The organism is Bradyrhizobium sp. WCU1 (assembly GCF_053474805.1).
On sequence record NZ_CM130280.1, the window covers coordinates 5,675,934 to 5,699,922 of the forward strand.

Consider the following 23,989-nt stretch of genomic DNA (forward strand, 5'->3'; position numbering starts at 1 on the left):
CCGCGCCTCCCCAAAACAATTCCCCAGGAGACACCATCACATGACTGGTACAGCGTTTGGGCCGCAAGGCCCGAACTATTCGACCGCGCGCCCGCCTGCCGACCCGAAGGCCAGTGCGGGCACTGATACGTGGTTCAAGAACTGTTCGGCCGCTGGCGCGAAGGACGGCACGTTCGCGACGGCCGACTTCTTCAACGTCTTCATCGGCAACCTCCGCTACCTTGTGCGCCAAGCAGGCGTCACGCTCGACGACGCCACGGACACGATGGTCTATCAGGCCGTGCTGTCCATGATCCAAGCGAACATGGGCGGCGGTGGAGGCGGCACGCCGACTGTTGGCACGGTGCCGTATGGCAACCCGACGCTTTACGTTCGGACGGACGGCAACGACGCAACGGCTGACGGCTCCGCGAATACGTCCGCCAAGGCGTTCGCTACGATCCAGGCCGCGCTCAATTACGCGCAGAACATCTGGTCGCTCGGCGGCAAAATCCTGAATATTCAGCTCGGCAACCCCGGAACGTATGTCGGGTTTGTCACCGTCGTCGCCCCGATGACCGGCGTCAACATCGTTGGTGATCCGGCGAACCAGTCGGCCTACGTCATCCAGGCCCCGCCGACGCTCACCGGCTACTCCGCGCTCGTTTACGCGGGTGGTGCTGCTCTGAACTTGCGTGGTCTCACCGTCTATACCACGCGCACCGACATGCAGTTGATCCAGGCTGCGTACACCGGCACGATCTCGATGAGCAACGTGACGGCGCAGTTCGGTGCTACCTCGCCGAACTATCATATCAACGGCGTCAGCGGCGGCTCGGTCAATATCAACGGCAACGTCAACATTCAGGGCAACAGTGCCTCGGCGCTCTCGGCGCAGGTTGGCGGAAGCGTTTCGGTGCAGACAAGTTGCACGGTGACGTTGGTCGGCACCCCGGCGTTCTCGGTCGGCACCATATGCGCCGGAGCGGTTGGCTCGGTCTATCTGGTCGGCGGCTTCAGCGGAACGGCGACCGGCCCTGCCTACTACGGTTATCAGAGCGGTGCGTTCCTCACGGGCGGCAAGACAATCCCCGGCAGCACCGCTGGCGTTCTCGCTTCAGGAGCTACCTTCTCATGACCTTGTTTTCTACCCCTTTCAACCCGATGAACTGGTACTTCCTGTCGGAAGACGGTCGCATCTACAGCACCGCTACGATGTCACTCGTCGCGGCGAGCGACGCCGCCTTCCAGGCGTGGCAGTCGATGGGGCTGGTGCCGTCGCCCTGGCCGGGTAACGGCGCGGCCAACCAGACGGAGGACACGATCCGCGCGCAGCTCGTCCCGTACGGCTGGCCCTGCGGCGACATCTCGCTCCGTCAGTTCTTACAACAGCTCGCCATCGCGGGGATCATCACGCAGGACGAAGCGCTCGCGGTCTATGACAACCGGCGCACGCTGCCCGCGAAGATCGAGACGGTGGTTGCGGCGATGTCGGCGAACGACGCGTTCGATGCCCGCATGCACCTGCTCGGCGGACAGACCGTGGAGCGCAATCATCCGATGGTGAAGATTTTCGGCACGTCACAGAACATGACGCCGCTGGATATCGACGCGTTCTTCCGGGCCGCAGGGGCGCTGCACTAACAGCCTCTCAGCTCTATCAGTCGCAGAAACGGCCGTCCCTCGGGGCGGCCGTTCTGCATTCAAGGATCACCCATGTTCAAGCAAATAGAAGCTCGGCTCGTCGCCGACTGGCGATGGGTGGTGAAGCGCTCTTGGTCTGTGCGCTTCCTCGGCCTGTCGTGTCTGTTCGAAGGCGCGAACGCAGTGCTGCCGAGATACGAGACCTTCTTCAACTACAACCTTTTCTCGGTGCTCACGCTCGTCTGCACGGTGGGCGCACTCGCATCGAGATTCATCGCCCAAGAAAAGGAAGACTGACATGGCACCCACAAAGCGCCAACTCGTCGGGGGCATGTCGGTCGCCGCACTGATCGCCGCCGCTATCCCCATCGCCATCCCGAGCGTGCAGAAGCACGAAGGCGTCTGGTACACCGCGAAGATCGACCAGATCGGAACGGGCAAGCCGGTCACCTGGTGCTACGGCGAGACTGAAGGCCCCGTGAAAGTGGGGCAGCGTTTCACTCCGCGAGAGTGTACGCAGATGCTCTCGAAGAAGCTCGTCCGCTATGCCAATAGCGCCGTGTCGTGCATCTACGTGCCGATCTCGGCCAAGATGCTCGCCTCGTTCATCGACTTCAACTACAACGTCGGCGAATATCGGTTCTGCCATTCGAGCACCGTCGAGCTTCTGAACAAGCGCGAGTACGAGGCTGCCTGCGAAGGCATGCGTAAGTACACCCTCTCTGGGGGCCGCTTCCGTCAAGGCCTGCTCAACCGGCGCATCGACGAGATCGCGCTGTGCAGTGACGGCATTCCCGCAGCGAAGGCCGGGAGGATCGAATGATCCCGGCCTGGCTGACCTGGCAAGCCATCAGCCTGATCGGCGGTAAGCTCTGGAAGGGCTTCTGCGACTTCATCTCCACGCCAGTAGGCGCGGCGCTCGTCGCCGGGTTCTGCCTGTTCTGGATCGGCGTCTGGCATGAACACGGCAATCTCGTCGAGGCCGTGAAGGCGAAGGACGCCGCGTGGCAAAGGAAGTGGGACGACGCCGAGAAGCAAGCTGAGCTGGATCGCCAGAAGCGCGACGCGCTCATCCAAGCTGACATGCAGGCGAAAGCCGACAAGAGCTTGTCCGAGGTCAGCTCCCGCAAAGATCAACTCGAACAGATGGTCAAGGACTATGAGGACCAACAGCTTCTACAGGCCGCGACGGGCAAGCCTGCCTGTCCTCCTGAGTACACTGACGACTCTGACGCTCGGTGGCTGCGTGACATCGAGCGACACAAGGACGCTAAGTCCAAAGCAGGCAGTCGACCTGCCCTCCGAATGCGAACGATTGATCGTTGACGTTCCGATCCCTGGTGTCGTCGACGCACACGGCAAGCCGATCATGAGGCGCGTCGTTCTGAGGCGAACTCAAGCCGCGATGGTCGAGCAGCACGAATACAACGCTGCGGCCCGTGAGTGCTTCGCCGATCAGCGTAACGCCTATCAGTCGAAGTGATCCGGCGCAGACGGGATACCTGCCGGAGACCCCGAGGCGGCCCGCAGTCCTGACCGGCTGCGGGCCTCTTTTCGTGTGGACTGCCATTTAATTGACGGAACCGATAGGTCTGTGAGATAGCAGACCTTACAGTCCCGAACCCATGAGGACCACCCCCTTTGACCGTTAACCTGAAACGGCGGAACGAGATTTTCGCCAAGTACGTCGAGCTGAAGGACTTGCAGGCAACAGCCGACGCGATGGGTCTGACGCGCGATCACGTCCGCAAGATGCTCAAGGCCGCAGGCGTCGTCACCAAGGCCGTGTCAGCCGCCGAGGCTGTCCCTGTCGACTCCTTGCTGCCGCTCACGCCCCCGCCTGCGCCCGAGCCCGTCCGGCTCGACCTGGCGGAGAAGCACCGTTTCGAGCAGAACGAGAAGGCCCTGAAGCGCCAGCTCAAAGACCTGACTGCCCGTCTGGTCGCCGCTGAGGATCACCGCGCCTCGATCCTCGGCTTATCGTTCGAGCCGGTCGAGCCGATATGCAAGCCCTGGGTCTTCCAGCAAGGCGAGCGTGGCCGACAGGCTGCCATCCTGCATCTGTCCGACACCCATGACGGCGAGGTCGTGAACCTCGAAGAGATGATGGGCGTCAACATGTTCGACCGTGACATCGCGCGGAAGCGCTTCGGCCGGTTGTTCGAGACGGCCTCGATCCTGACGACCTCATCCTGGCCGCGCTCAGACGGAGCGCCTTTCAGAATCTATCTGTTGCTCGGCGGCGATCTCATCAGCGGCCACGGTCTGCATCCCGAGCTGGCGGAGACCGACTACGGCACCGCGTACGAACAGTGCAAAGCGGCCTCGCAGAACATCGCGAGCGGCGCGCTCCGTTGGTCGCTCGAACTGAAAGAGCATTGGGGCCACGATGTCGAGATCATCGTCATCGGCGTGCCCGGCAATCACGGCCGCTCGACGCCTGGCAAGCCGCGCGCAAAGCTCGCAGCCCTTCAGTCGTATGACACGCTCGTCTTCGACTTCGTCGAGATGTCGCTGAAGAACTATCCGAACTTCAAGTTCTATTCGACCAGGGCGTTCGACGCGTACTTCGACATCGTCGGGTGGCCGACGCTGCTCACGCACGGCGACCGCATGAGCGCAGGCGGGGGCACCGGCTTCATCGGCCCCGCAGCGAACATCGTGAAGGGCCACAAGAAGGTGATGCTGACCGAGGCGCAACAGCGCAGGCCGGTCAAGTTCATCTTCAGCGGACACTTCCACACGCGGCTCGTTACGCCGTGGGGCTTTGCGAACGGATCGCTGATCGGCTTCAGCGAGTTCGCCAAGAGCATTCGCGCCGACGCGGAGCCCGCGTCTCAGAACTTCGTCGTTCTGCATGAGCGCCTCGGGCTGCTCCGTGAACAGCCCATCATCGTGGGTCGGCCCGAAGAGGGCTCGATCTACTCACCCACAGGCGGCCTGATCCTTCCGTCGCCTGATCTCTGACCCAGGAGACGTTATGCGCAAGCTGATCGGCGCGGCGCTTGCCGCGCTGTGCCTCTTCGCGACTTCCGCCGAAGCGCGACCCCATCACAGGAGCCATCATGCTCGACATCATACCGTTGCTCGCCACGACGTACGTGTCGCCCGTTCAACCGATTCCATTTTCAGTCTATTTGGTCACGGCGGCAGTTCGCTCGTTGCTGAAGCTCGCAGCCAGGTAGGCAACGGCGCGATCTACGGCCGGGCCAATCTCTGGTGCGCTCGCTTCGTCAACTACGTGCTGAGGGCCACCGGCCACACCGGCACGAACTCCGACCTGGCGTTCTCGTTCGCACGCTACGGCCGCCGCGTATCTGGGCCGCAACCCGGCGCAATCGCCGTGATGGCCCGTAGGGGTGGCGGCCACGTTGGGATCGTCTCGGGCGTAGACCAGGCAGGCAACCCGATCCTCGTCTCTGGGAACAACCAGGGCAGGGTCCGCGAGACGGTCTACCCGGCAAGACGCATCGCAATGTACGTGGTTCCAGACTGACAGCCTCAACGGCTCCCAGGCGGTAACCCAAAAGTCTATTAGGCCCTCCCGAGCAGTCGGGAGGGCCTTTTTCCGTATTTGTTCTACTCCCGCCTAGCTCGGAAACCGTGTTAGGTTTCGGTCGTGTTTGACACCTAACAGGCCTCCGTAGTATTACGGCCCCTGTGAGAACTTGCATTTCGAGAATAAACAAAGCGCCGCATTTAGGCGAAGAGACAGGAGACGTATTGTGCGTAGAGGTATGACGGCCGCAGACAAAGAGCGGATAGCGCAGTTCGGCAAGAAGGTCGAACGGCTGATGTTGGGCAAGGGGTGGAGCGGCGCTGACCTGGCGCGCGAGATGGAGCGGCATGCCCCGAAGGGCGTGACCATCGGCAGGCATATTCCCACGGCCTATATCCGTGGTGAGAACGAGCCGACCCAACGCAACCTGATGCTGATCGCCAAGGCGCTCGGCGTGAAGCCTGAAGAGCTGATCGCCCCTGCGCCTGGTGAGGGCGGATCGGTCCCGCAGTTCGCGCAGGCTACCAGCACGCTCGACGGGAAGACGCGCATCGTTGTCGACGCCGAGGTCGACGCCGAGACGGGGTTGCAAATCCTTCAGCTCGTACGCAAAGCGCAACAACAGTCGTCGACGAAGCGCTCTGCGTCGTGAAGGGTATTCTAATATTGATGGGGGTTGTGCTGCTCACGGCGTTCGTGGGGATGAACGTTGTTGCGGCTGCGGGATGGCTTAGCGGGTGGTTGTTTGGATCGTAGCGCCCATTGATTGATGCACGACGGCAACACGCGGCGGCTTTGAGCCGCCGTTTCTTTTTCCTGTTAACTACCCGTAATTGTTCTGTGTTGCGAAACATCCGACAAGCTGATTTACATTTCGTCACTTTAGGAGGCGCGCAAATGCACCGACCGGAGTTCCAAAAACAAGAATCCTAGTGTGGAAAACAGAGTGATGGCCGAAGTAGTTCTTTTCCCTCTCAACGCCAATGATCCCAACGTCGATCCTTCGCTGATCGACCCACCCTCTTTGCTCGCGGAATCTTCCAAAGCACGCGAGATCATCCTTGAATTAGAACATGAACTGAACGACGCGAAGTGCGTAATTGCGGATCAGGCCATCGCACTCACCAAGAACAGCTCCCGACGAAGAGGCGCGAAGCTTCTTCTGGCAGCCATCGCCGCGTTCTTGATCGGGTGGGTTATCGACCCGCCCGCGCCGATCCACAGGCTGATATATGGCGACAAAGCCATAGCGACGGAACTAAGCTATCGGTTCCCGCACGCCTGCACCTTTACCTGCTCCATCCCTCCCAAGACCGACGCCCGAGACATCTAAAAGAACGCGCTGTCGTCGTAGCTGTGGGTCACCACGGCTTGATGCTCATCGCCTTCAGCGAATACGACCGTGTCGCCCGGCATGACCTCCGCGACGGCACGGTGATCCCAGAACCGATGGACGAAGTCCGGTCGGCCGAACGTCTTAACGGCGTTCAGATATCGGTCGTCCTTGAAGCGCACGAAGTGCAGCATCGGCTTCTTCCCTGCAAGATGACCCGCGTGCGTGCCCCAGGCTGATCCAGCCGCCGCAGTGCTGGCATCTGTCCCTAGAGCTGCCAGGGCAAGGCCAGCGAGGCTCGCTCGAAGGCGACAGGATGGCCTGCGTGATGTTCTCGACCATTTTCATCGTCCACCCCCGTAGCGCTCCAACCATTCCTCGTAGGACATCTCGCGTATGTCCATGATCTGCCGCAGCGCCAGCTCGGCGAACGCCTCGTAGATGCGCTGCTTGGCTTCACGCCCGGCGCGCTCGTAGGCTTCCAGCTCTTCGAGCTTCCGGATCACGGGGTTGGTCACTTCCACTCCGGCCCCTCCGGCCTCGGCATATCCTCGATCTCGTATAGGGCCGCCAGCTCGCGCTCAGTGAAGCGGTGCTTGGCGCTCGGCCGCGCAACGTACGTCACGCTCTCTTCGACCCCTACGTGGTTCAGGTACTTCCACAGGAGCGTCTTGTAGTCGACGGCACCCAGGGCCGCCTCGATCTTCCCGGCGAGCGACAGGCAGGCGTTGGCCGACAGGTAGGGCATACCGCGCTCTTGCTTCCAACGCTCGACGATCTCGACCGCAACGGCGCGCAGCGCGGGGTCTGAGCTACGTTCCGCCTCAGTCTTGCCGTCGCCGGGCCAACGGTATGCGGCGGCGTGCAGGACACGCTTGCGCAAGGTCTCATCGGTCTCGCCGGGCCTGCGCGGCATCGTGCCGACGTGCAAGGCCCACTGGTCGAGGTCCAGCCCGGTAGCAATATTCGCATCTACTTTCGGTCGTTCCATCTGTCATTCCCCTCGACTCAGCTATATGCCGCTCAGCGGCCGGTAGACGCTCGTCACCTATCATACCTTACAGGCCGAGCAAAGCGTTTTCTTTGATTTCCGATCCTAAGCCATTGGTGGAATTGTGGTGGGGTCCTCGGGGTCTTTGAGACCAACCCCATTGAAAACATTGAATAAGCTTCGGACTCTTAATCAGCGGGTCCCAGGTTCGAGCCCTGGTGCGCCCACCATTGGAAAATTGTTGTTTTCCAAGACCTTCGAGAGAGAGACGCTGAGAAAAAGTGGGTCTCGTGCGGCGCTTTTGTGCCGGCGGATTCGGCCAGGTTACTGTTCGGCTCTCCCTTGTTTTCTGTATCTTCACCCCATTCGATACAGTGCGGGGATCCGATGCAAAGGTCGAATACGTTCGCGTCGTAGAATTGGATATTTGAGCGGCCAAACGGACGTTTTGGTCGGCTCGTCGGCGCAGGCCTTCACTTAGATAATGGGTGGCTCGATTGTGCTCTCGACGATTTGTCGACAAGACCAAGTTACATGTTGCGAGAGCCAAGGAGTCGAAAGCACACAAACGGACGACATCCGCTGAATCTGCGGCTATGGGACGTGTCTGCCTACTGGGGAGCGGGCGGAGAGCCCGACATCAATGCCTGGCCGCGTTGGAGGAGTTTTCCATTCCTGGCGGGAACAAGCGATTTTGATATCCCTATTGACGTAAGCAGCAGCAGACTCTTATCAGCCGTTAACCAAGCGCCGCTGCGACAACCTCCGCTTAACTTGAAGTTGAGCCTTCGCGGCCAATTTTGCCGCAATGTCTGATCCGAACGATCAAATTGAAGGTTTCTTCCTGGCGCATGACGCGTTCCAGACGCTATTCAATCGTGCCCCATTGCCGATGTGGGTCTATGATCGCGAAAACCTCAAATTTCTCGCCGTGAATGATGCCGCGGTGCTGCTGTATGGACACAGCCGCGAACAGTTTCTGGCAAAGACCATATTCGACATTCGACCGGCCGAAGATCGGGACGAACTGAAGGAAATCATCGATCTCGGCGGATATGAGTTCGAGGACCGGAGCTGGCGCCACCGTAAAGCGAACGGAGTGACGATCGACGCCAACGTCTATACGCAGGCGGTGACCTATGAGGGGCGGGCGGGCGCCCTTGTTACGATGGTTGACGTCACCAAACGGCGCCAATCCGAAGCGCGCATCAGCCATATGGCGCACCACGACGCCATGACCGGTCTTGCGAACCGATCCTTACTGCAGTTGGAGATCAATCATGCTCTGGCACGTGTGCGATATGGGGTGCGCCACGCGCTGTTGTGCATCGATTTGGACCGCTTCAAGGACGTCAACGACTCGCTGGGCCACGCGCTCGGCGACGAATTGCTGAGGGTCGTGTCGGCGAAGCTCCGTGGCTCGGTCCGCGAGGGCGATACCGTTGCACGGCTCGGCGGTGACGAGTTCGCGATCATGCAATGCGGGATCGACGGTCCCGACGATGCCAGTGCACTTGCCGACCGCATCGTCCAGATGATAGCCGAACCGATCGAGATCAGTGGACACGTCCTGAGGGTTTCCGCGAGCATCGGCATTGCCTTGGCGCCCGATCACGCCAGTGACGCCGCGACCATCCTGAGGGCGGCGGACGTCGCACTCTACCAGGCCAAAGGTGCCGGCCGCGACGGGTATTGCTTCTTCGATCAGGAAATGAGCGAGAGCGCCAAGGCGCGCCGAGAACTCGAGCGCGATTTGCGGCACGCCATCGAGCATGGCGAACTGGAGCTCCATTACCAGCCAATCATCGACACCGTCAGTTCGCGGATATGCGGCGCCGAGGCACTGCTGCGGTGGCGGCATCCCGTCAAGGGCATGATCTATCCCGATCGATTCATTCCACTCGCCGAGGAGACCGGTCTGATCATGTCGATTGGGGAGTGGGTACTGCGAACCGCCTGCGTCGATGCGGCGAGCTTGCCCGCCCACGTCAAGGTTGCGGTCAACCTGTCCACCCGGCAATTCAGCAACAGCGATCTCGCTGACGTGGTGATATACGCGCTCGCGCATTCCGGGCTCTCGCCCGAACGGCTGGAACTCGAAATCACCGAAACGTCGCTCATCGAGTCGCCGGAAGAATGCCTGCGTACGCTCGCCCAGCTCAAGAACCTCGGCATCACAATCGCACTCGACGATTTCGGGACGGGCTATTCGTCCTTCAGCCAGTTGACGATGTTCCCGTTCGACAAGATCAAGATCGACAAGTCCTTTACCCAGAACATGACCACCCGCGCCGACTGCGCGGCAATCGTTCAGTCCACCCTGGTTCTTGCGCAGGGGCTCGGAATGCACACTACCGCCGAGGGCGTCGAAACCGACGAGCAGTACCGCCTGCTCCGGTTGGCCGGTGCAACTTCGTTGCAGGGCTATCTGTTCAGCCGCGCCCGGCCGCTTTGCGAGATTGACTTCGACGTGACCCACGAGCGCCAGGGCATTGAAGATGCCGCATAGGGGGCGACACGGGAACGACGGCATCAACCGGTCACCGTTACACAATCGCGCCGATGCAGCCGGCCACCAGTCGCTGCTCGACCAACTGGAAACTGCCTTCGCGAGCCGGGACATCGGCGCTCGCGTCGGAATCCTGCAGCGGGTGACAGATCTGTTCGTTGCCGGTGCCAAACGCTTCGACGTTGAGCAAGTGGCGCTTTTCGACGACGTCATGTGCAGGTTGATAGACGAAATCGATCATACCGCGTGCGCGGCGTTCGGGCTGCGACTTTCCACGATCGCGAACGCGCCCCCACTGGTCAGTCGCACGCTAGCGCTGCACGATTCGATTGAGGTGGCCGGGCCATTGCTGTCGCGCTCGGAAAGTCTCGACGATAAGACCCTGGTTACGGGAGCAAGGACCAAGGGACAGGCGCATTTGCTGGCGATTTCGCGACGCAAATTGCTGAACGAGGACGTTACCGATGTTCTGGTGGAGCGCGGCGACCATGACGTCGTCGTCAGCACGGCGGCGAACCTCGGCGCAAGATTCTCCGAGTTCGGTTATTCGACCCTGGTGTCGCGCTCAAAAACCGACGATGAACTCGCACTCGCGGTCTGGTCTCGTCCTGAAATCCCGCGGGAACACCTGCTCGCATTGTTCGCCGCCGCGTCCGAGGCGGTTCGGCGTCAGTTCGAGGCGGCGGATCGCAAGAAGGCAGGCCTGATTCAGGGAATGCTCAAGCAGGCCTCGGATCAGATTCAAGCGAAGACCCGTGAATTGTCTTCCGATTTTGCGTCGGCCGACGCCCACGTCCGACTGCTGAACCAGTCCGGTGGGTTGAATGAGCACCGCCTGCGCGAGTTTGCTTCGGCCGGGCGGTTCGACGAGACAGCCATCGCACTGTCGTTGATGTGCGCTGTGCCCCTTGGCGCGGTTGAGCGCGCGCTGGTCCATGATGGGGCAGATCAGATATTGATGCTGGCAAAGTCCATTGAATTGTCGTGGAGCGCGACCAGGGCCGTCTTGACGCTGCAGGCCTCTACCAAACGTACCCCGCTCGGGGAAGTCGATAAATTCCTCGTCCCCTTCAACAAGCTGAAGCCGGAGACCGCCCGCACCGCCATCCAGTTCTACCGGTTGCGGGAACGCGCAGCGAAATAGGCCGCCGCGGATGGTGCCAAGATGATGCCTATCCGGCCGGCTGCCGATGATGTGACAATGCCTCCGCTTCTTGCTGTCTGAAAGCCTGGACCTTTCGCTTCAGGCCTGGCGGCGATCGGCCGGCGCGGACAAAGCGATTGAACGCCTCCCGCAAGGCTGCTAAGTAAGTTTTCAAATTGACAAAGAAGAATACATGGATGCGCTCGGAACGGTTTTGATCGTTGCGCGAGGCGGGCCGCAATGGTCCGCCACGGCCGACGTGCTGTCGGACGAATATGACTATCGGGTGCTGACGGCCCGCTCCGCCGAGGACGCGGCGAGCGCGCTATCGGACGCGCATGTCGATATCGTGCTGGCCGAGCACGGCGCCAGCGGCGACGGACTGGAGTTTCTTGCCAATCTCCGCATCTCCCATCCCGATATCATTCGCGTCCTGGCGCTCGAGGCAAAGACCGTGCTGACCAAGCAGGCGATCTCGCCGGCGGCGATCTATCAGTTCGTTCGCAAGCCGCTCGACGCCAAGCAGATCGGGCTCGTGGTGGAGCGGGGTCTGGAATCCCGCGAACTGGCGAGACGTCATCGCCTGCTGTCACGCGAATTCAAGTTTTCCGCCGATTCCATCCAGATTCATGCACGCCATGGCATGCCGTTGCAGGCGGAAAGCCAGCGATTCGAGAAGCTCGTCTATGTCAGCGAGAAGCTGACCGAGCTATGCGAACTCGCGCGCAAGGCAGCGCGTACCGAACTGCCGATCCTGATTCAGGGTGAGACCGGCACCGGCAAGGAGTTGCTCGCCCGCGCGATTCACTACAACTCGAATCGCCGTGCGAGCCCGCTGATGGTCCAGAATTGCGGGGGAATGTCGGACGAGTTGCTGCAATCGGAATTGTTCGGGCACAAGCGCGGCGCCTACACCGGTGCGATTTCCGATCGACTCGGCCTGTTTCGCGCCGGCGACGGCGGGACGGTTTTTCTCGACGAGATATCGGAAGTGTCGCCGTCCTTCCAAGTCAGCCTGCTGCGTTTTCTCCAGGAGGGCGAGATCAAGCCGCTCGGCTCCGACAAGATCGAATCGAGCAATGTCCGGATTATCGCGGCGTCGAACCGCCCGCTTCGTGCGCTGGTGGCGGCCGGAAAATTTCGCCAGGATCTCTATTTCCGTCTCAAAGGGTTCGAACTCGAAGTGCCGCCGCTGCGTGACCGGCCTGATGACGTCCCTGCGTTGGCGGAATTCTTTGCCGCAAAGCATAGCAATGCGATCGGCCGCAAGATTCTGGGGATATCGGCGGGAGCGCTGGAGAAATTTGTCGGCTTCGACTTCCCGGGCAACGTCCGCGAACTCGAAAATGAAATCCGCCGAATGGTGGCGCTGGCCGAAGACGGCGAATATCTGACGACTAAAAATATGTCCCCCGCGATTCTGTCGGCGCCGCCGCGCCCGCGGCCAGATCGAGCCGGTTATTTGGCACAGGGGACAACGCTGAAGGAGAAGGTCGAGGGTCTCGAGAAACACATCCTTGAGGAAACCTTGACGCGCCACCGCTGGAATCAAAGCCGAGCAGCAAACGAACTTGGATTGTCGCGCGTCGGCTTGGCGAACAAGATCAAGCGCTACGGTCTCGACCATCCTCATTGAGGTGTCTCATGCCGGATGACAGTGATTCTGACGGCGATCACCCAGAGGCTGAAATCGTCCGCTTTCCGCAATCCCGCGCGCAGCCTCCGGGGAGCAATGCTCCCTTCAGGGAGTTGGGGCTCAGCAGCCTGTCCAAGAAGCTGGGCCTGCCCGAGCGCCAGGCCACCGGCCATTGGTGCAGCCGCTGCCACGGGATCTGGTACGGATATCTGCTCGAGGTGAGCTGTCCGGTTTGTGGCAACCGTCACGGCTAGAGCATTTTCGATTCTGATGGAATCAGAACAGAAGCTCCGGCTCGTAGGATGGACGGGTTTTCTTCGCACGAACCAGCAGCCACTTCGTTCGAAAACGCTATGGGCGTTCGATCGGCTCGTCGCGCGGCGGTCGGCTTTTTGAAAACCATCTTGTCATTGCGAAGATAGTTTGCAGCGTCGGCGCTCGTGAAAATGCGTCAGTGCTATTGCATCATTCCGCGCAAGTCATTGCTTTGACTTGGACATCCCATTCGATAGCGACGCGGCACGCGACTTGCAAATTTCGCTAGCGCGAGACGGCGCCAGCGCGCGCCTTTTGAACAGACTTGGGAGGGAATGATGGCCAATCTGCTGTGGCTTCAAGGCGGCGCGTGCTCCGGCAATACGATGTCGTTCCTCAATGCCGAAGAGCCGAGTGCGTGCGATCTCGTTACCGATTTCGGCATCAACGTGCTCTGGCATCCGTCGCTTGGCATGGAGCTCGGCGACAATCTGAAGAAGCTGCTGAACTCGCTCACGTCGGGCCAGCTGCCGCTCGATATCTTTGTGTTCGAGGGCACGGTCGTGAATGCACCGAACGGAACGGGCGAATGGAATCGCTTCGCCGGCCGGCCGATGAAGGATTGGGTCGCCGACCTGGCTAAGGTCGCGTCCTACACGGTGGCAATCGGCGACTGCGCGACCTGGGGCGGGATTCCGGCAACGGCACCAAACCCGTCGGAAAGCGAGGGACTGCAGTTTCTCAAGCGCAAGCACGGCGGCTTCCTGGGCACCGGCTACAAGTCGAAGGCGGGCTTGCCCGTCATCAACGTACCCGGATGCCCGGCGCACCCCGACTGGATCACGCAGATCGTCGTGGCGGTCGCGACCGGGCGCGGCGGCGATCTCTCACTCGACGAATTCCAGCGGCCGAAGACCTTCTTCACCAGCTTCACGCAGACCGGCTGCACGCGCAACATGCACTTCGCCTACAAGGTTTCGGCGACCGAGTACGGTCAGCGGAAGGGCTGTCTGTTCTATGATCTGGGCTGCCGCGGTCCGATGACGCATTCGCCCTGCAACCGCATTCTCTGGAATCGCCAGTCGTCGAAGACGCGGGCGGGGATGCCGTGCATGGGCTGCACCGAGCCCGAGTTCCCGTTCTTCGAGTTGATGCCGGGTACCGTTTTCAAGACGCAGACCGTGATGGGCGTACCGAAGGACATGCCGACCGGCGTCGACAAGGCCGGCTACATCAAACTTACCGCAGCAGCGAAAGCGGCATCTCCAGCCTGGGCCGAAGAAGACATCTTCGTCGTTTGACGGGTGTTCGTCGGACGGATCGCGAGAACATCTTCACACCCCAGATTAAACAGGATGAACTCAAATGCCATCAGCTGTTCAAACTCTCGATATCTCACCCGTCGGCCGCGTCGAGGGCGATCTCGACGTTCGTGTCGACATCCAGGACGGCGTCGTCGTCGACGCCTGGACTCAGGCCGAACTGTTTCGGGGCTTCGAGGTGATCCTGCGCGACAAGGATCCGCAGGCAGGCCTCGTGGTGACGCCGCGCGCTTGCGGCATCTGCGGTGCGTCGCACCTGACTTGTGCCGCATGGGCGCTCGATACCGCGTGGCAAACCGAGGTGCCCCGCAATGCGATTCTGGCACGTAATCTCGGCCAGATCGTCGAGAGCCTGCAGAGCCTGCCGCGTCATCACTATGGGCTCTTCATGATCGACTACACCAACAAGAACTACGCGAAGTCGAAATTCTACCAAGAGGCGGTCAAGCGGTGGGCGCCGTTCACCGGCACCAATTACGAGATCGGCGTCACCATCTCCGGAAAGCCGGTCGAGATCTACGCGCTGCTCGGCGGCCAATGGCCGCATTCCAGCTACATGGTGCCCGGGGGCGTGATGTGCGCGCCGACCCTCACCGACGTTACCCGCGCATGGTCGATCCTGGAATATTTCCGCCGCGACTGGATGGAGAAGATCTGGCTCGGCTGCTCGCTCGAACGCTACGAAGAAATCAAGTCCTATGACGATTTCAAGGCCTGGCTTGACGAGAAGCCCGAGCATGCCAATTCCGATCTAGGCATGTTCTGGCGCATGAGCGAGGATTGCGGCATGGACAAGTTCGGCCACGGTCATGGCCGGTTCATTTCCTGGGGATATCTGCCGCACGAGGACAAGTACCAGAAGCCGACGATCGACGGCCGCAACGCTGCGCTGATTATGAAGAGCGGGGTCTATGACGGTAAGACCGACCAGTTCAAGCTGATGGATCAAAAGTACACCCGCGAGGACACCATGCACGCCTGGTATGACGAGCCCGGCGGCCTGCATCCGTTTGACCGCACCACCGTCCCGACGCAGAAGAACACCGTCGACATGTCGGGCAAATACTCTTGGGCGACTGCAGTTCGGCACGAAGAAAACGGCCGGCTCGAGGCCGGCCCTCTGGCGCGGCAGTTGGTCGCCGGCGGCAAACACGGCGAATCCTGGCAGCACCACGATCCGGTGGTACTCGACATGTACAAAAAGCTGGGCGGCGCCAGCGTAATGCTCCGCCACTTCGCGCGGATGCACGAGGGCGTCAAGCTGTATCGCCAGGCCGAGCACGCGCTGCGCGAGTTCAAGCTGAACGACCCATGGTACATCAAGCCGACCGAGCGGGACGGCCGTGGTTGGGGGGCTACGGAGGCGATCCGCGGGGCGCTCTGTCATTGGATCGAGGTCAAGGACGGCAAGATCAAGAACTATCAGATCATCGCGCCGACGACGTGGAATGTCGGACCGAGATCGGCCGACGGCGTTCGCGGCCCGATGGAGCAGGCCTTGATCGGCTCGCCGATTAAGGATGTCCATGATCCGGTCGAGGTGGGGCACGTCTGCCGCTCCTACGATTCCTGTCTGGTATGCACCGTTCACGCCCATGACGCGAAGACCGGAGAGGAGTTGGCCCGGTTCAGAACCGCCTGATGACTCAAAGGCGGGCAAAGTGGAGTACGTCATGATTGATATCGGGGCGCGCTGCCCTGATAGTGTCGAACGGATATCCTGAAAGGCAGCATCGATGGGGTCCGATAACGGGGCGGTGCTCAAGGCGATTGCCGATATGCTCGGGAAGGGGCTCGAAACGCAGGTCGAGCCCTTTCCGGAGACCGAAAAGGAGTTCGCCGATATCCTGAACCAGTTGCGCCAGCTCGATCCGAAGGATCTGAAGAGCAAACTGGTTGTCGGCGGCTTCCTGGATCATCCGTACGGGCCGGACAGGCAACGCTGCCTCGAATGCATGTATTACCTGGTGCATCGGAGGTGGTGCGATCTGCCCGAACTCGCCGTTCCGGTCGAACCGGAATGGTGGTGTCGCTTGTGGCGAATCTAGCTGCCTCGAAACATCGGTCGGGATGCGAGGAATGAGCTATGAGCAGCGAGGGCTTGCGCGCCGAAATCAAATTCCTGCTCGAAAGCGGTCTCAAGACCGAGGTTTTTCCGCGCGCCGATACCCACGAGGAGGTGCAGTCGATCGTTGGCCGACTGAAATCGGCCGGCGACGACCTCAAATCCAAGCTCGTGATCAGCGGCTTTACGCTTCATGCGATCACGCATGGCGACATCGAGCAGCCCTGTGAGACCTGCATGTACTACAAGGTCCATCAGCGCTTCTGTGAATTGCCAGAGCTCAACCTCCCGGTCGAGCCCGGGTGGTCGTGCAGACTCTGGCGGATCTGACCGGGTGGCTCAAGGCAGTTTACCGGGCTGCGTCCGGATGCGCCGGATCACCAACACGTCGAGCCCAGGGTAGCTGTCGTGATCGCTGTAATCGGATGCGGAAACTCCAATCGCCTGGATGACGGTGCCGGCATCGAGGTGTTGCATCGGCTGCGGGCGCGCGGCATCGGCACGGATGAGCAGCGCGTCCGTCTGCTCGCCGCCGGGACGGACGGCATGGCAACAATGTTCGCTGCGCGCGGCTGCCGGAGCCTGATCATCGTCGACGCATGTCGCTCGGGCTCCGACCCGGGGGCGGTCTTCGAGGTGCCGGGCGACGAGTTGGAGCAGCCCTACCAGCCGTCACTCAATCTGCATGATTTTCGCTGGGATCACGCCCTGTACGCCGGTAGGCAGATCTTTCGTGAGCAATTCCCTTCCGACGTGGTGGTGCTGCTCATCGAGGTGCAGACAACCGAGCTTGGGATCGGTCTCTCGGAACGGGTTGCGTCCGCGGTTGCCAGAGTGACGGATCGCGTTGAGGTGCTGATCAGATCGCGCCTTGTTGTGCAGGGTGAAACCGGATGAACGCCGGATCGGCCGTCACCCTGAAGCGCGGCGCGCTTTATCTGGGCTGCGACGTCTGCGACCGCTATTTCGCCGGGCTCGAGGCGGTCATTCTGCTGCGCCGCGGTCAGGATCTCTGCATTCTGCCAGTCAAGCATGCGGCTGCCGGGGGCTATCTCCTCAAGCTGCGCAACAAGGCCGGTGATCGTGTCGTGCACGCGCCGGACTTCTTCCGCGAACACGGCATCGACGACAACGCAGTGCTCGACCTTTCCGTGGTCTGGTCGACGGAGCAGGCGGCCCTGGTATCGGCTGGCGTCTTCGGACTGCAAACTTAGTTTTCAATTCGTATAACATGTAGACATCGAGCGGAAGCCAGCGCTAAAGTGACTTCCAAGCAGAACGTGCGTGAGACGCACGACAGGGAGGAGCCGGTGGCCGCGAGCCTCATCGCAGACGAAATCCGTGCCGCGCTCTCGGCCGCAGATGATGCGGATGCGACGCCGGCCGAACGCGCGGAGATGCTGATGGAGATCGCGATGGGGCTGCAGCAGCAGCCGAAGTCACCCGATCAGTTGCAGTCCGCAATCGCGCTGTATGACAAAGCCCTCACGGTTTGCCCGCAAGACATGCACCTATTGCGCGCGCGCATTCTGGCACGCAAGGCCACCGCACTGCAGGCGATCCCGGAACAAGGTACGACGGCGCTCGAGCAGGCACGCGCAACGTTCGAAAACGCGATGCCGTCGCTGATCGAGTCCGGCAAGCCGGAAGAGATCGCCGAGGCCGAAATGAATCTCGGCCTGGTGATTCAAAATCTTGCCGGCGCCGGCCGGGCGCGGATCACCGACGCGATTTCGGCCTATCAGCGTGCACTGCGTGTCTTCACCAAAAGCCAATACCCGCGTGAATTCGTCATTCTGCAGAGCAATCTCGCGACCGCCTTCCTATCGATGCCGATGACGGACGAGCGCGGAAAGATGCGCGAAGCGCTTGCCGTGCAGGCCTTCGAAGAGGGCCTCAAGGTCGTCAATCTGATCGATTATCCGACCGAATATGCGATGTTGCAGAACAACCTCGGCAACGCGCTGCAATACGTCTCGTCGAGCCATACGCTGGAAAACAATCTTCGCGCGCTCGACGCCTATGACGAGGCGCTGAAGGTCCGCACGCGCGAGACCACGCCGCTGGAATACGCCAACACGATCTCCAACAAAGCCAATTGCCTGTGGAATTTGCCGGACGATCCGGCAAATCCGGATGTCGGCAACCGCGCCAACCTCACCCTGGCGAATGCCTATTACCGCGAGGCGCGCGCCGTCTTTGTCGAGCACGGCGACCTCGAGAAGGCGCGCATCGTCACCGAGGCCGTCGATCAGACCCAGCGCGAGTTGCTGATGTTGCCGGCGACGAACGGTCGCGGTGCGCAGCAATCCTTGAACTCATCAACAGGAGTCTCGAAGCAATGATGCCTACACTGACGCCTCTGGCGATGGTCTTAGCCCTCATCGCGAGCGCGCTCGCGTCGGTTGCCGGCGGCGCCGCCGGCGGCATGCTCGTCGGCGGCAAGGTCCTGGGAAATGAACTCGCAGCGATGATGGGAGGGTTTTACGGGCCGCTTGCCGGGGTCGCGGGCATCGTGATCGGCATCATCGTTCTCGCAATCATCGGCTGAGGAGTTTCCTCGATGTGGGAAATGACGAAAAACTCCATCGTGTTGTTCTTCCGCGGCAAGTTGTTCGCTGATCCACGCATGGTCACCAGGCAATTGGCGATCGGCATCGTCGTCACCGCGATCCTGTTTGTCGGCCTCGCCAAGGCCGGCGCACCACTGTGGCTGGCCGCGCTGGTGGCGGCGCTGCTCGGCGGCGGCTTGCAGCCCTACCTGTTCAAGGATCTGAGATACCTCTGAGGACATCGAAGACAACCGGTGAGTTCAGGATGAACGTCCACGACATGGCCTCGACGATGCGTACCGACCTCACCGGGTTTCTTGGCGACGTCGAGCGTCTTGAGACCATCTTCGCGACTTGGGACGAGAACCAGCAGGCCGCGGTCGGCGCCTACAAGCTTGCGATCGAACAGTTGCACGGCGAGGCGCTGCGGCGGCTGATCCGGAGCCTGAAGACAGACCCGGCTGCGCTTGTTGCTATGAAGAATGCGCTGGCCGACGAAATCGTCTACGCGGTGCTGCGGCGGCATGAGATCGTCAAGCCGAGCCTGAACGAGCGCGTCGAAGCGGCGCTTGACGGTGTCCGCCCGATGCTTGCGTCGCACGGTGGCGATGTCGAACTCGTCAAGGTCAGGCCGCCCGTCGTCGAGGTGCGCTTCATCGGTGCCTGCGACGGATGCCCGGCCTCCGCGCTGACGTTTCACGCCGGGGTCAAGAAAGCGGTTCAGGAAGGCTGCCCGGAGATCACCGAGATCATCCAGGTGAAGGGACTGGGCGGCCCGGAAGAAAACGGCGTTCGCTTCGTCAGTCCGTTCGCCCTCGGAGCCAAGGGCGATTGGATCGCCGCCGGCTTGCTGTCGGAGATTCCCGATGGCGGAATCCGCTCAACCACCCTTGGCGGTGAAAGAGTCCTGCTGTCGCGCAATGGTGCGACCGTCACCTGCTTCCAGGACGCGTGTGCGCATCTCGGTTTCCCGATCCATGACGGAGAGATCGAGAACGGCATAATCACCTGTCCGCATCACGGCTTTCAATACGATCTCGCCAGCGGGGAGTGCCTGACCGCACCGGAGGTGCAGTTGCAATCGCACGCTGTGCGCGTGATCGGCGCACGAATCGAAGTGAGGATTTCGAAATAGCCATGCAGGTCTCGTTCGCACCGAACAGATTGCAAAAGGCCCCGCTCCGGGCCGGCGACAACCATGTGGCGCGGCCGTTGCTGTCGCTGCGCGGCGCGCACGTGGTGCTCGGCGGCGAGGCGTTGGCGAATGGGCTGGCGAAATCGATCGTCCCGGGCGCCGACACCCTGTTCGGACCGCGCGGCGCGTGCCTGGCGAACGAGCACGGCCCGCTGTTCGTCTGCGATACGGGGCATCACCGGCTGATGATCTGGCGCAAGCCGCCATCCGGCGATCAGGCTGGCGCCGACCTTGTGATCGGCCAGCCGGATTTCTCGCGCGAGGGACGCAACGCCAAGGGCGAGGTTGGCGCTGCCACGCTCAATATGCCGACCGGAGTTGCGGCCCGCGACGGCATATTGGCGGTCGCCGATGCCTGGAACCATCGCGTCCTGATCTGGCATGGCTATCCCGCAACCTCGAATCAACCTGCCGACGTTGTGCTGGGCCATGCCGACTTTAGCGGACATGTTGCCAATCGCGGCGCCGGCGTGCCGACCGCCGCGACCCTGAACTGGTGCTATGGCGTCGCGATTGCCGACGGGAAGCTCATCGTTGCCGATACCGGCAATCGCCGCGTGTTGGTCTGGAACGCGATTCCGTCGGTGAACGGTGCTGCGGCCGATCTGGTCCTCGGTCAGCGCGATTTCATCACACGCGACGACAACGCCGGCGAAGCCGGCGGTGCGCTCGGCATGCGCTGGCCGCACGGCATCGCGGTCGCGGGTGGCATGCTGTTCATTTCCGACGCCGGCAACAACCGGGTGATGGCATGGAGACATTTTCCCGGCGCGAACGGCAGCGCATGCGATTTCGTGATCGGGCAAGCCGACTTCATGGGGCTCGATCACAACCGCGCCTTCTACCATCCGAACTCAAGCGCACTGAACATGCCGTACGGTCTGACCGTCCATGACGGCATGCTTGTGGTGGCGGATACCGCAAATTCCCGCCTGTTGGGCTTCGAGCTCGATGGTCTCGGGATGGACTCGCCAGCTATCGCGCTGGCCGGGCAACGGCTGTTTTCGGAAAAGGGCGACAATCGCTGGCGCGCCGCCGGCCGCGACAGCGTGTGCTGGCCGTATGGTGCTGCGGCCTGCGGCAATCTGCTGGTCGTGGCCGACGCCGGCAATAATCGCATTCTACTTTGGGAGGCTGCGCCGTGAGCCGCCGTGCCAACATCGCCGCAGCAGACGGCCGTCTCGCCGTCGAGATCAGGGTGCGGGGCCGCGTGCAGGGCGTTGGCTTCCGGCCGACCGTCTGGCGCTACGCGCGCGACCTGGACCTTTCCGGTGAGGTGCTCAACGATTCCAGCGGCGTGCTGATCCGCGTCTTCGGCAGCGCGTCGGCGGTTGAGGCGTTGATCGCGCGGATCCGGCGCGATCCGCCGCCGCTCGCCCGCATCGACGCGATTGACACGCAACCCTATTTCGGCGAACTCGCGGCCGCGTTCACCATTGCCGGCAGCCTTGGAGGCCGTGTCCATACCCAGGTTGCGCCGGACGCGGCGATCTGCGCGGCCTGCGCCGAGGAAGTCGCCAGTCCGTTCGAGCGGCGCTACCGCTATCCGTTCACCAATTGCACCCATTGCGGGCCGCGGCTCAGCATTGTCGGCGGCGTTCCCTACGACCGCGCCAACACCAGCATGGCGCCATTCGACCTGTGTCCGGCCTGCCGCGCCGAATATGATAGCCCGGCCGATCGGCGCTTCCACGCTGAAGCCATTGCCTGTCACGTTTGCGGCCCGAAGGCGAGGCTGGTCCGGTTCGACGGCAGCGCGTTCGGCTTCGACCAGTTTTCAATGATGGACGATGTCGACGCTGCCTGCGGCTTGATGAAGAATGGCGAGATCGTCGCCATCAAGGGCATCGGTGGCTATCAGCTCGCATGCGACGCCACCAAGGCCGATGTGGTGGCGCGGCTGCGGCAGCTCAAGCACCGCGACGCCAAACCGTTCGCGCTGATGGCGCGGGATCTCGACGTGATCAGGCGGTATTGCAGCGTCGGTGCAGCGGAGCAGGCGCTGCTTGCCGGGCCGTCGGCGCCAATCGTGCTGCTGCGCGCCGATGGCATCGAGAAGCTGCCCGAAGTCGTCGCGCCAGGCCTCGCGACGCTCGGCTTCATGCTGCCGACTACGCCAATGCACCTCCTGATGCTACGGCGGATGAACAGACCGGTGGTGATGACCAGCGGCAATCTGTCGGACGAGCCGCAGGTGATCTCCGACCAGGAAGCGGCCGAGCGGCTCCGCGGCGTTGCCACCTACGTACTGACCCACAATCGCGAGATCGCCAATCGGATCGACGATTCGGTGGCGTGCGTCGTTGCCGGGCGGGTGCGCGTGCTGCGCCGGGCCAGGGGGTACGCGCCCGAGCCGATCACTCTGCCGAGGGGCTTCGAAGCCGCGCCTGAATTGGTGGCGACGGGTGGTGAGCTGAAGTCGACGTTCTGTCTGGTGAAGGACGGGGCGGCGATCCTGTCGCAGCATCAGGGCGATCTCGAGTATGTCAGGACCTTCGACGATTATCGGAACAATCTCGCACTGTATCAAAAGCTGTTCGACCATGCGGCCACAGCCTTGGCCGGCGATCTGCATCCGGAATATCTGTCCTCGAAACTCGCGCGCGAGCGTGCAGCTACCGATGGGCTGCCTTTGCTGGAAGTGCAGCATCACCACGCCCACGTCGCGGCTTGCCTCGCCGAGAACGGTCATCCGCTCGACGGGCCGGCGGTGCTCGGCATCGTGCTCGATGGGTTGGGATGGGGTGGCGACGACACGCTATGGGGCGGCGAATTCCTGCTCGCCGACTACCGCAATTATCAACGTCTCGGAACCTTCAAGCCGGTCGCGATGCCGGGCGGTGCGCAGGCGGCCCGTGAACCCTGGCGAAATCTCTATGCCCATCTCATGGCCGAGATGGCGTGGCCCGCCTTCACGATGAACTTCGAAGACCTCGACGTACACGCCTATCTCGCGAGCAAGCCGCGGGCAACGCTCGACACGATGATCAAAAACGGCATCAATGCGCCGCTTGCTTCGTCCTGCGGGCGGCTGTTCGACGCAGTTGCTGCCGCGCTGAATATCTGCCGCGAGCGGCAGGGCTATGAAGGCGAAGCCGCCGCGCGCCTGGAAGCCATAGTCGACGAAGACACGCTGCGCAACGAGGACGATACCCTCGGCTATCCCATGAGCATCCCCAACCTGCGTGGCTCCGGCTTGCCCTATATCGAGCCGCTGGCGATGTGGAACGCGGTCCTCGGCGATCTCATCCTGAAGACGCCGGCGCCCGTGATGGCAGCGCGGTTCCACAAGGGCTTGGCGAGATCCATCGTCGCGATGACGCGAAGGCTCGCCAGCGGAGAGGATGAAACTGGTCCCCGGCGTTTCGCGACGGTCGCGCTGTCCGGCGGCTGTTTCCAGAACCGCATCCTGTTCGAGGAGGTCAGCCGTCGCCTCGAAAGCCACGACTTCACCGTACTATCGCATGCGCAGGTGCCCGCCAATGACGGTGGCCTGGCGCTCGGGCAGGCCGCAATCGGCGCTGCCCATCTCATCAGTTCAAGCAACAACCTTATAAAAAACCACCCGGAAGGAAACGCGCCATGTGTCTCGGCATTCCCGGACGGATCGTAAAAATCGACGACGCCACAAGGAAGCTCGCAACCGTCGATGTCGGTGGCGTCAAGCGGCAGGTTAATATTGCATGCATCGTCAGTGACGAGCATCCGGTGGACGCCTGCGTAGGCGACTGGGTGCTCGTCCACGTCGGCTTCGCGATGAGCCGGATCAACGAGCAGGAAGCGGCGCTGACTTTGCAGATCCTGACCGAACTTGGCGAGGCGCAGGCCGAGATCGAAGCGATGCGGTTGTCGGCGGCCGAATAGG

The 23,989-nt window shown here is 61.8% G+C and carries 29 protein-coding genes; 26 read left to right on the plus strand and 3 right to left on the minus strand.

The window, feature by feature from the left end; translation table 11 throughout:
* Positions 1–40 precede the first annotated feature (40 nt).
* The 9 genes from ACTUWL_RS26335 (at position 41) to ACTUWL_RS26375 (ending at position 6,455) form a co-directional block, all read left to right on the plus strand.
* Positions 41–1,117: a hypothetical protein gene (locus ACTUWL_RS26335; RefSeq protein WP_448212369.1), complete on the plus strand. Its 1,077-nt coding sequence runs from the start codon at positions 41–43 to the stop codon at positions 1,115–1,117.
* Positions 1,114–1,623, plus strand: coding sequence for a hypothetical protein (locus tag ACTUWL_RS26340; protein ID WP_211961912.1), 510 nt, complete (start codon positions 1,114–1,116; stop codon positions 1,621–1,623). Before ACTUWL_RS26335 ends, ACTUWL_RS26340 begins: the two co-directional genes overlap by 4 nt.
* Before the next feature lie 72 nt (positions 1,624–1,695).
* A complete protein-coding gene (locus tag ACTUWL_RS26345) occupies positions 1,696–1,920 on the plus strand; it encodes a DUF7940 domain-containing protein (protein WP_030529760.1) in 225 nt (74 codons plus the stop codon).
* Between the two features lies 1 nt (position 1,921).
* Entirely contained in the window at positions 1,922–2,446 is a 525-nt protein-coding gene (locus ACTUWL_RS26350) for a lysozyme (protein ID WP_050513929.1), read from the plus strand.
* Positions 2,443–2,949, plus strand: coding sequence for a hypothetical protein (locus tag ACTUWL_RS26355; protein ID WP_030529758.1), 507 nt, complete (start codon positions 2,443–2,445; stop codon positions 2,947–2,949). Before ACTUWL_RS26350 ends, ACTUWL_RS26355 begins: the two co-directional genes overlap by 4 nt.
* Before the next feature lie 315 nt (positions 2,950–3,264).
* Positions 3,265–4,590, plus strand: coding sequence for a hypothetical protein (locus tag ACTUWL_RS26360; RefSeq protein WP_030529757.1), 1,326 nt, complete (start codon positions 3,265–3,267; stop codon positions 4,588–4,590).
* 13 nt (positions 4,591–4,603) lie between these two features.
* Positions 4,604–5,119 (plus strand): TIGR02594 family protein, encoded by a 516-nt coding sequence (locus ACTUWL_RS26365; RefSeq protein WP_078625696.1) that lies wholly within the window; start codon positions 4,604–4,606, stop codon positions 5,117–5,119.
* 241 nt (positions 5,120–5,360) lie between these two features.
* Positions 5,361–5,774 carry a helix-turn-helix domain-containing protein gene (locus ACTUWL_RS26370; RefSeq protein ID WP_030529756.1) on the plus strand — a complete coding sequence of 138 codons (414 nt, stop codon included), beginning with the start codon at positions 5,361–5,363 and terminating at the stop codon, positions 5,772–5,774.
* Between the two features lie 297 nt (positions 5,775–6,071).
* Positions 6,072–6,455, plus strand: a complete 384-nt coding sequence (locus ACTUWL_RS26375) for a hypothetical protein (protein ID WP_096772425.1) — start codon at positions 6,072–6,074, stop codon at positions 6,453–6,455.
* On the opposite strand, the gene ACTUWL_RS26380 is transcribed toward ACTUWL_RS26375, so the two are convergent.
* From ACTUWL_RS26380 to ACTUWL_RS26390, 3 genes are all read right to left on the minus strand, one after another.
* A complete protein-coding gene (locus ACTUWL_RS26380) occupies positions 6,452–6,649 on the minus strand; it encodes a hypothetical protein (RefSeq protein ID WP_030529755.1) in 198 nt (65 codons plus the stop codon). The two genes, ACTUWL_RS26375 and ACTUWL_RS26380, sit on opposite strands and share 4 nt — an antisense overlap.
* 150 nt (positions 6,650–6,799) lie before the next feature.
* Positions 6,800–6,979 (minus strand): hypothetical protein, encoded by a 180-nt coding sequence (locus ACTUWL_RS26385; protein ID WP_096772426.1) that lies wholly within the window; start codon positions 6,977–6,979, stop codon positions 6,800–6,802.
* On the minus strand, positions 6,970–7,446 hold the full coding sequence (locus tag ACTUWL_RS26390) for a hypothetical protein (RefSeq protein WP_030529754.1): 477 nt from the start codon (positions 7,444–7,446) through the stop codon (positions 6,970–6,972). The genes ACTUWL_RS26385 and ACTUWL_RS26390 overlap by 10 nt, the downstream gene beginning before the upstream one ends.
* 808 nt (positions 7,447–8,254) lie before the next feature.
* On the opposite strand from ACTUWL_RS26390, the gene ACTUWL_RS26395 reads away from it, so the two are divergent.
* From ACTUWL_RS26395 to ACTUWL_RS26475, 17 genes are all read left to right on the plus strand, one after another.
* A complete protein-coding gene (locus ACTUWL_RS26395) occupies positions 8,255–9,955 on the plus strand; it encodes a putative bifunctional diguanylate cyclase/phosphodiesterase (protein WP_021078976.1) in 1,701 nt (566 codons plus the stop codon).
* Positions 9,945–11,099: a DUF2336 domain-containing protein gene (locus ACTUWL_RS26400; RefSeq protein ID WP_021078975.1), complete on the plus strand. Its 1,155-nt coding sequence runs from the start codon at positions 9,945–9,947 to the stop codon at positions 11,097–11,099. The genes ACTUWL_RS26395 and ACTUWL_RS26400 overlap by 11 nt, the downstream gene beginning before the upstream one ends.
* Positions 11,100–11,292: 193 nt before the next feature.
* On the plus strand, positions 11,293–12,735 hold the full coding sequence (locus ACTUWL_RS26405) for a sigma-54 dependent transcriptional regulator (protein ID WP_021078974.1): 1,443 nt from the start codon (positions 11,293–11,295) through the stop codon (positions 12,733–12,735).
* 8 nt (positions 12,736–12,743) lie between these two features.
* The gene (locus tag ACTUWL_RS26410) at positions 12,744–12,989 is read left to right on the plus strand and encodes a hypothetical protein (protein ID WP_021078973.1); all 246 of its coding nucleotides are present in this window, start codon (positions 12,744–12,746) and stop codon (positions 12,987–12,989) included.
* 339 nt (positions 12,990–13,328) lie between these two features.
* Positions 13,329–14,291, plus strand: coding sequence for an NADH-quinone oxidoreductase subunit B family protein (locus ACTUWL_RS26415; RefSeq protein WP_021078972.1), 963 nt, complete (start codon positions 13,329–13,331; stop codon positions 14,289–14,291).
* Positions 14,292–14,355: 64 nt separating this feature from the next.
* On the plus strand, positions 14,356–15,954 hold the full coding sequence (locus ACTUWL_RS26420; RefSeq protein ID WP_021078971.1) for a nickel-dependent hydrogenase large subunit: 1,599 nt from the start codon (positions 14,356–14,358) through the stop codon (positions 15,952–15,954).
* Positions 15,955–16,069: 115 nt separating this feature from the next.
* A complete protein-coding gene (locus ACTUWL_RS26425; RefSeq protein WP_373010381.1) occupies positions 16,070–16,360 on the plus strand; it encodes a hypothetical protein in 291 nt (96 codons plus the stop codon).
* A 38-nt stretch (positions 16,361–16,398) separates the two neighbouring features.
* Entirely contained in the window at positions 16,399–16,707 is a 309-nt protein-coding gene (locus ACTUWL_RS26430; protein WP_021078969.1) for a hypothetical protein, read from the plus strand.
* 78 nt (positions 16,708–16,785) lie between these two features.
* A complete protein-coding gene (locus ACTUWL_RS26435) occupies positions 16,786–17,274 on the plus strand; it encodes a hydrogenase maturation protease (protein ID WP_021078968.1) in 489 nt (162 codons plus the stop codon).
* Positions 17,271–17,591 carry a hypothetical protein gene (locus tag ACTUWL_RS26440; RefSeq protein WP_021078967.1) on the plus strand — a complete coding sequence of 107 codons (321 nt, stop codon included), beginning with the start codon at positions 17,271–17,273 and terminating at the stop codon, positions 17,589–17,591. Before ACTUWL_RS26435 ends, ACTUWL_RS26440 begins: the two co-directional genes overlap by 4 nt.
* A 96-nt stretch (positions 17,592–17,687) precedes the next feature.
* Positions 17,688–18,722: a hypothetical protein gene (locus ACTUWL_RS26445; protein ID WP_106940166.1), complete on the plus strand. Its 1,035-nt coding sequence runs from the start codon at positions 17,688–17,690 to the stop codon at positions 18,720–18,722.
* Positions 18,719–18,928: a hypothetical protein gene (locus tag ACTUWL_RS26450; RefSeq protein ID WP_021078965.1), complete on the plus strand. Its 210-nt coding sequence runs from the start codon at positions 18,719–18,721 to the stop codon at positions 18,926–18,928. Before ACTUWL_RS26445 ends, ACTUWL_RS26450 begins: the two co-directional genes overlap by 4 nt.
* 21 nt (positions 18,929–18,949) lie before the next feature.
* Positions 18,950–19,165 carry a hypothetical protein gene (locus ACTUWL_RS26455; RefSeq protein WP_291731710.1) on the plus strand — a complete coding sequence of 72 codons (216 nt, stop codon included), beginning with the start codon at positions 18,950–18,952 and terminating at the stop codon, positions 19,163–19,165.
* A complete protein-coding gene (locus ACTUWL_RS26460; RefSeq protein ID WP_307756274.1) occupies positions 19,087–20,064 on the plus strand; it encodes a NifU family protein in 978 nt (325 codons plus the stop codon). Before ACTUWL_RS26455 ends, ACTUWL_RS26460 begins: the two co-directional genes overlap by 79 nt.
* A 2-nt stretch (positions 20,065–20,066) precedes the next feature.
* Positions 20,067–21,269, plus strand: a complete 1,203-nt coding sequence (locus ACTUWL_RS26465) for an NHL repeat-containing protein (protein WP_021078962.1) — start codon at positions 20,067–20,069, stop codon at positions 21,267–21,269.
* On the plus strand, positions 21,266–23,737 hold the full coding sequence (gene hypF / locus ACTUWL_RS26470) for a carbamoyltransferase HypF (protein WP_021078961.1): 2,472 nt from the start codon (positions 21,266–21,268) through the stop codon (positions 23,735–23,737). Before ACTUWL_RS26465 ends, hypF begins: the two co-directional genes overlap by 4 nt.
* On the plus strand, positions 23,707–23,988 hold the full coding sequence (locus ACTUWL_RS26475; protein WP_021078960.1) for a HypC/HybG/HupF family hydrogenase formation chaperone: 282 nt from the start codon (positions 23,707–23,709) through the stop codon (positions 23,986–23,988). The genes hypF and ACTUWL_RS26475 overlap by 31 nt, the downstream gene beginning before the upstream one ends.
* The last annotated feature ends 1 nt before the right edge of the window (position 23,989 follow it).

Coding starts and splice junctions, on each gene's coding strand:
- ACTUWL_RS26335 (WP_448212369.1), top strand. CDS start 41: ATGACTGGTACAGCGTTTGGGCCGCAAGGCCCGAACTATTCGACCGCG.
- ACTUWL_RS26340 (WP_211961912.1), top strand. CDS start 1,114: ATGACCTTGTTTTCTACCCCTTTCAACCCGATGAACTGGTACTTCCTG.
- ACTUWL_RS26345 (WP_030529760.1), top strand. CDS start 1,696: ATGTTCAAGCAAATAGAAGCTCGGCTCGTCGCCGACTGGCGATGGGTG.
- ACTUWL_RS26350 (WP_050513929.1), top strand. CDS start 1,922: ATGGCACCCACAAAGCGCCAACTCGTCGGGGGCATGTCGGTCGCCGCA.
- ACTUWL_RS26355 (WP_030529758.1), top strand. CDS start 2,443: ATGATCCCGGCCTGGCTGACCTGGCAAGCCATCAGCCTGATCGGCGGT.
- ACTUWL_RS26365 (WP_078625696.1), top strand. CDS start 4,604: ATGCGCAAGCTGATCGGCGCGGCGCTTGCCGCGCTGTGCCTCTTCGCG.
- ACTUWL_RS26370 (WP_030529756.1), top strand. CDS start 5,361: ATGACGGCCGCAGACAAAGAGCGGATAGCGCAGTTCGGCAAGAAGGTC.
- ACTUWL_RS26375 (WP_096772425.1), top strand. CDS start 6,072: ATGGCCGAAGTAGTTCTTTTCCCTCTCAACGCCAATGATCCCAACGTC.
- ACTUWL_RS26380 (WP_030529755.1), bottom strand. CDS start 6,649: ATGCTGCACTTCGTGCGCTTCAAGGACGACCGATATCTGAACGCCGTT.
- ACTUWL_RS26390 (WP_030529754.1), bottom strand. CDS start 7,446: ATGGAACGACCGAAAGTAGATGCGAATATTGCTACCGGGCTGGACCTC.
- ACTUWL_RS26395 (WP_021078976.1), top strand. CDS start 8,255: ATGTCTGATCCGAACGATCAAATTGAAGGTTTCTTCCTGGCGCATGAC.
- ACTUWL_RS26400 (WP_021078975.1), top strand. CDS start 9,945: ATGCCGCATAGGGGGCGACACGGGAACGACGGCATCAACCGGTCACCG.
- ACTUWL_RS26405 (WP_021078974.1), top strand. CDS start 11,293: ATGGATGCGCTCGGAACGGTTTTGATCGTTGCGCGAGGCGGGCCGCAA.
- ACTUWL_RS26410 (WP_021078973.1), top strand. CDS start 12,744: ATGCCGGATGACAGTGATTCTGACGGCGATCACCCAGAGGCTGAAATC.
- ACTUWL_RS26415 (WP_021078972.1), top strand. CDS start 13,329: ATGGCCAATCTGCTGTGGCTTCAAGGCGGCGCGTGCTCCGGCAATACG.
- ACTUWL_RS26420 (WP_021078971.1), top strand. CDS start 14,356: ATGCCATCAGCTGTTCAAACTCTCGATATCTCACCCGTCGGCCGCGTC.
- ACTUWL_RS26430 (WP_021078969.1), top strand. CDS start 16,399: ATGAGCAGCGAGGGCTTGCGCGCCGAAATCAAATTCCTGCTCGAAAGC.
- ACTUWL_RS26440 (WP_021078967.1), top strand. CDS start 17,271: ATGAACGCCGGATCGGCCGTCACCCTGAAGCGCGGCGCGCTTTATCTG.
- ACTUWL_RS26450 (WP_021078965.1), top strand. CDS start 18,719: ATGATGCCTACACTGACGCCTCTGGCGATGGTCTTAGCCCTCATCGCG.
- ACTUWL_RS26455 (WP_291731710.1), top strand. CDS start 18,950: ATGACGAAAAACTCCATCGTGTTGTTCTTCCGCGGCAAGTTGTTCGCT.
- ACTUWL_RS26465 (WP_021078962.1), top strand. CDS start 20,067: ATGCAGGTCTCGTTCGCACCGAACAGATTGCAAAAGGCCCCGCTCCGG.
- ACTUWL_RS26475 (WP_021078960.1), top strand. CDS start 23,707: ATGTGTCTCGGCATTCCCGGACGGATCGTAAAAATCGACGACGCCACA.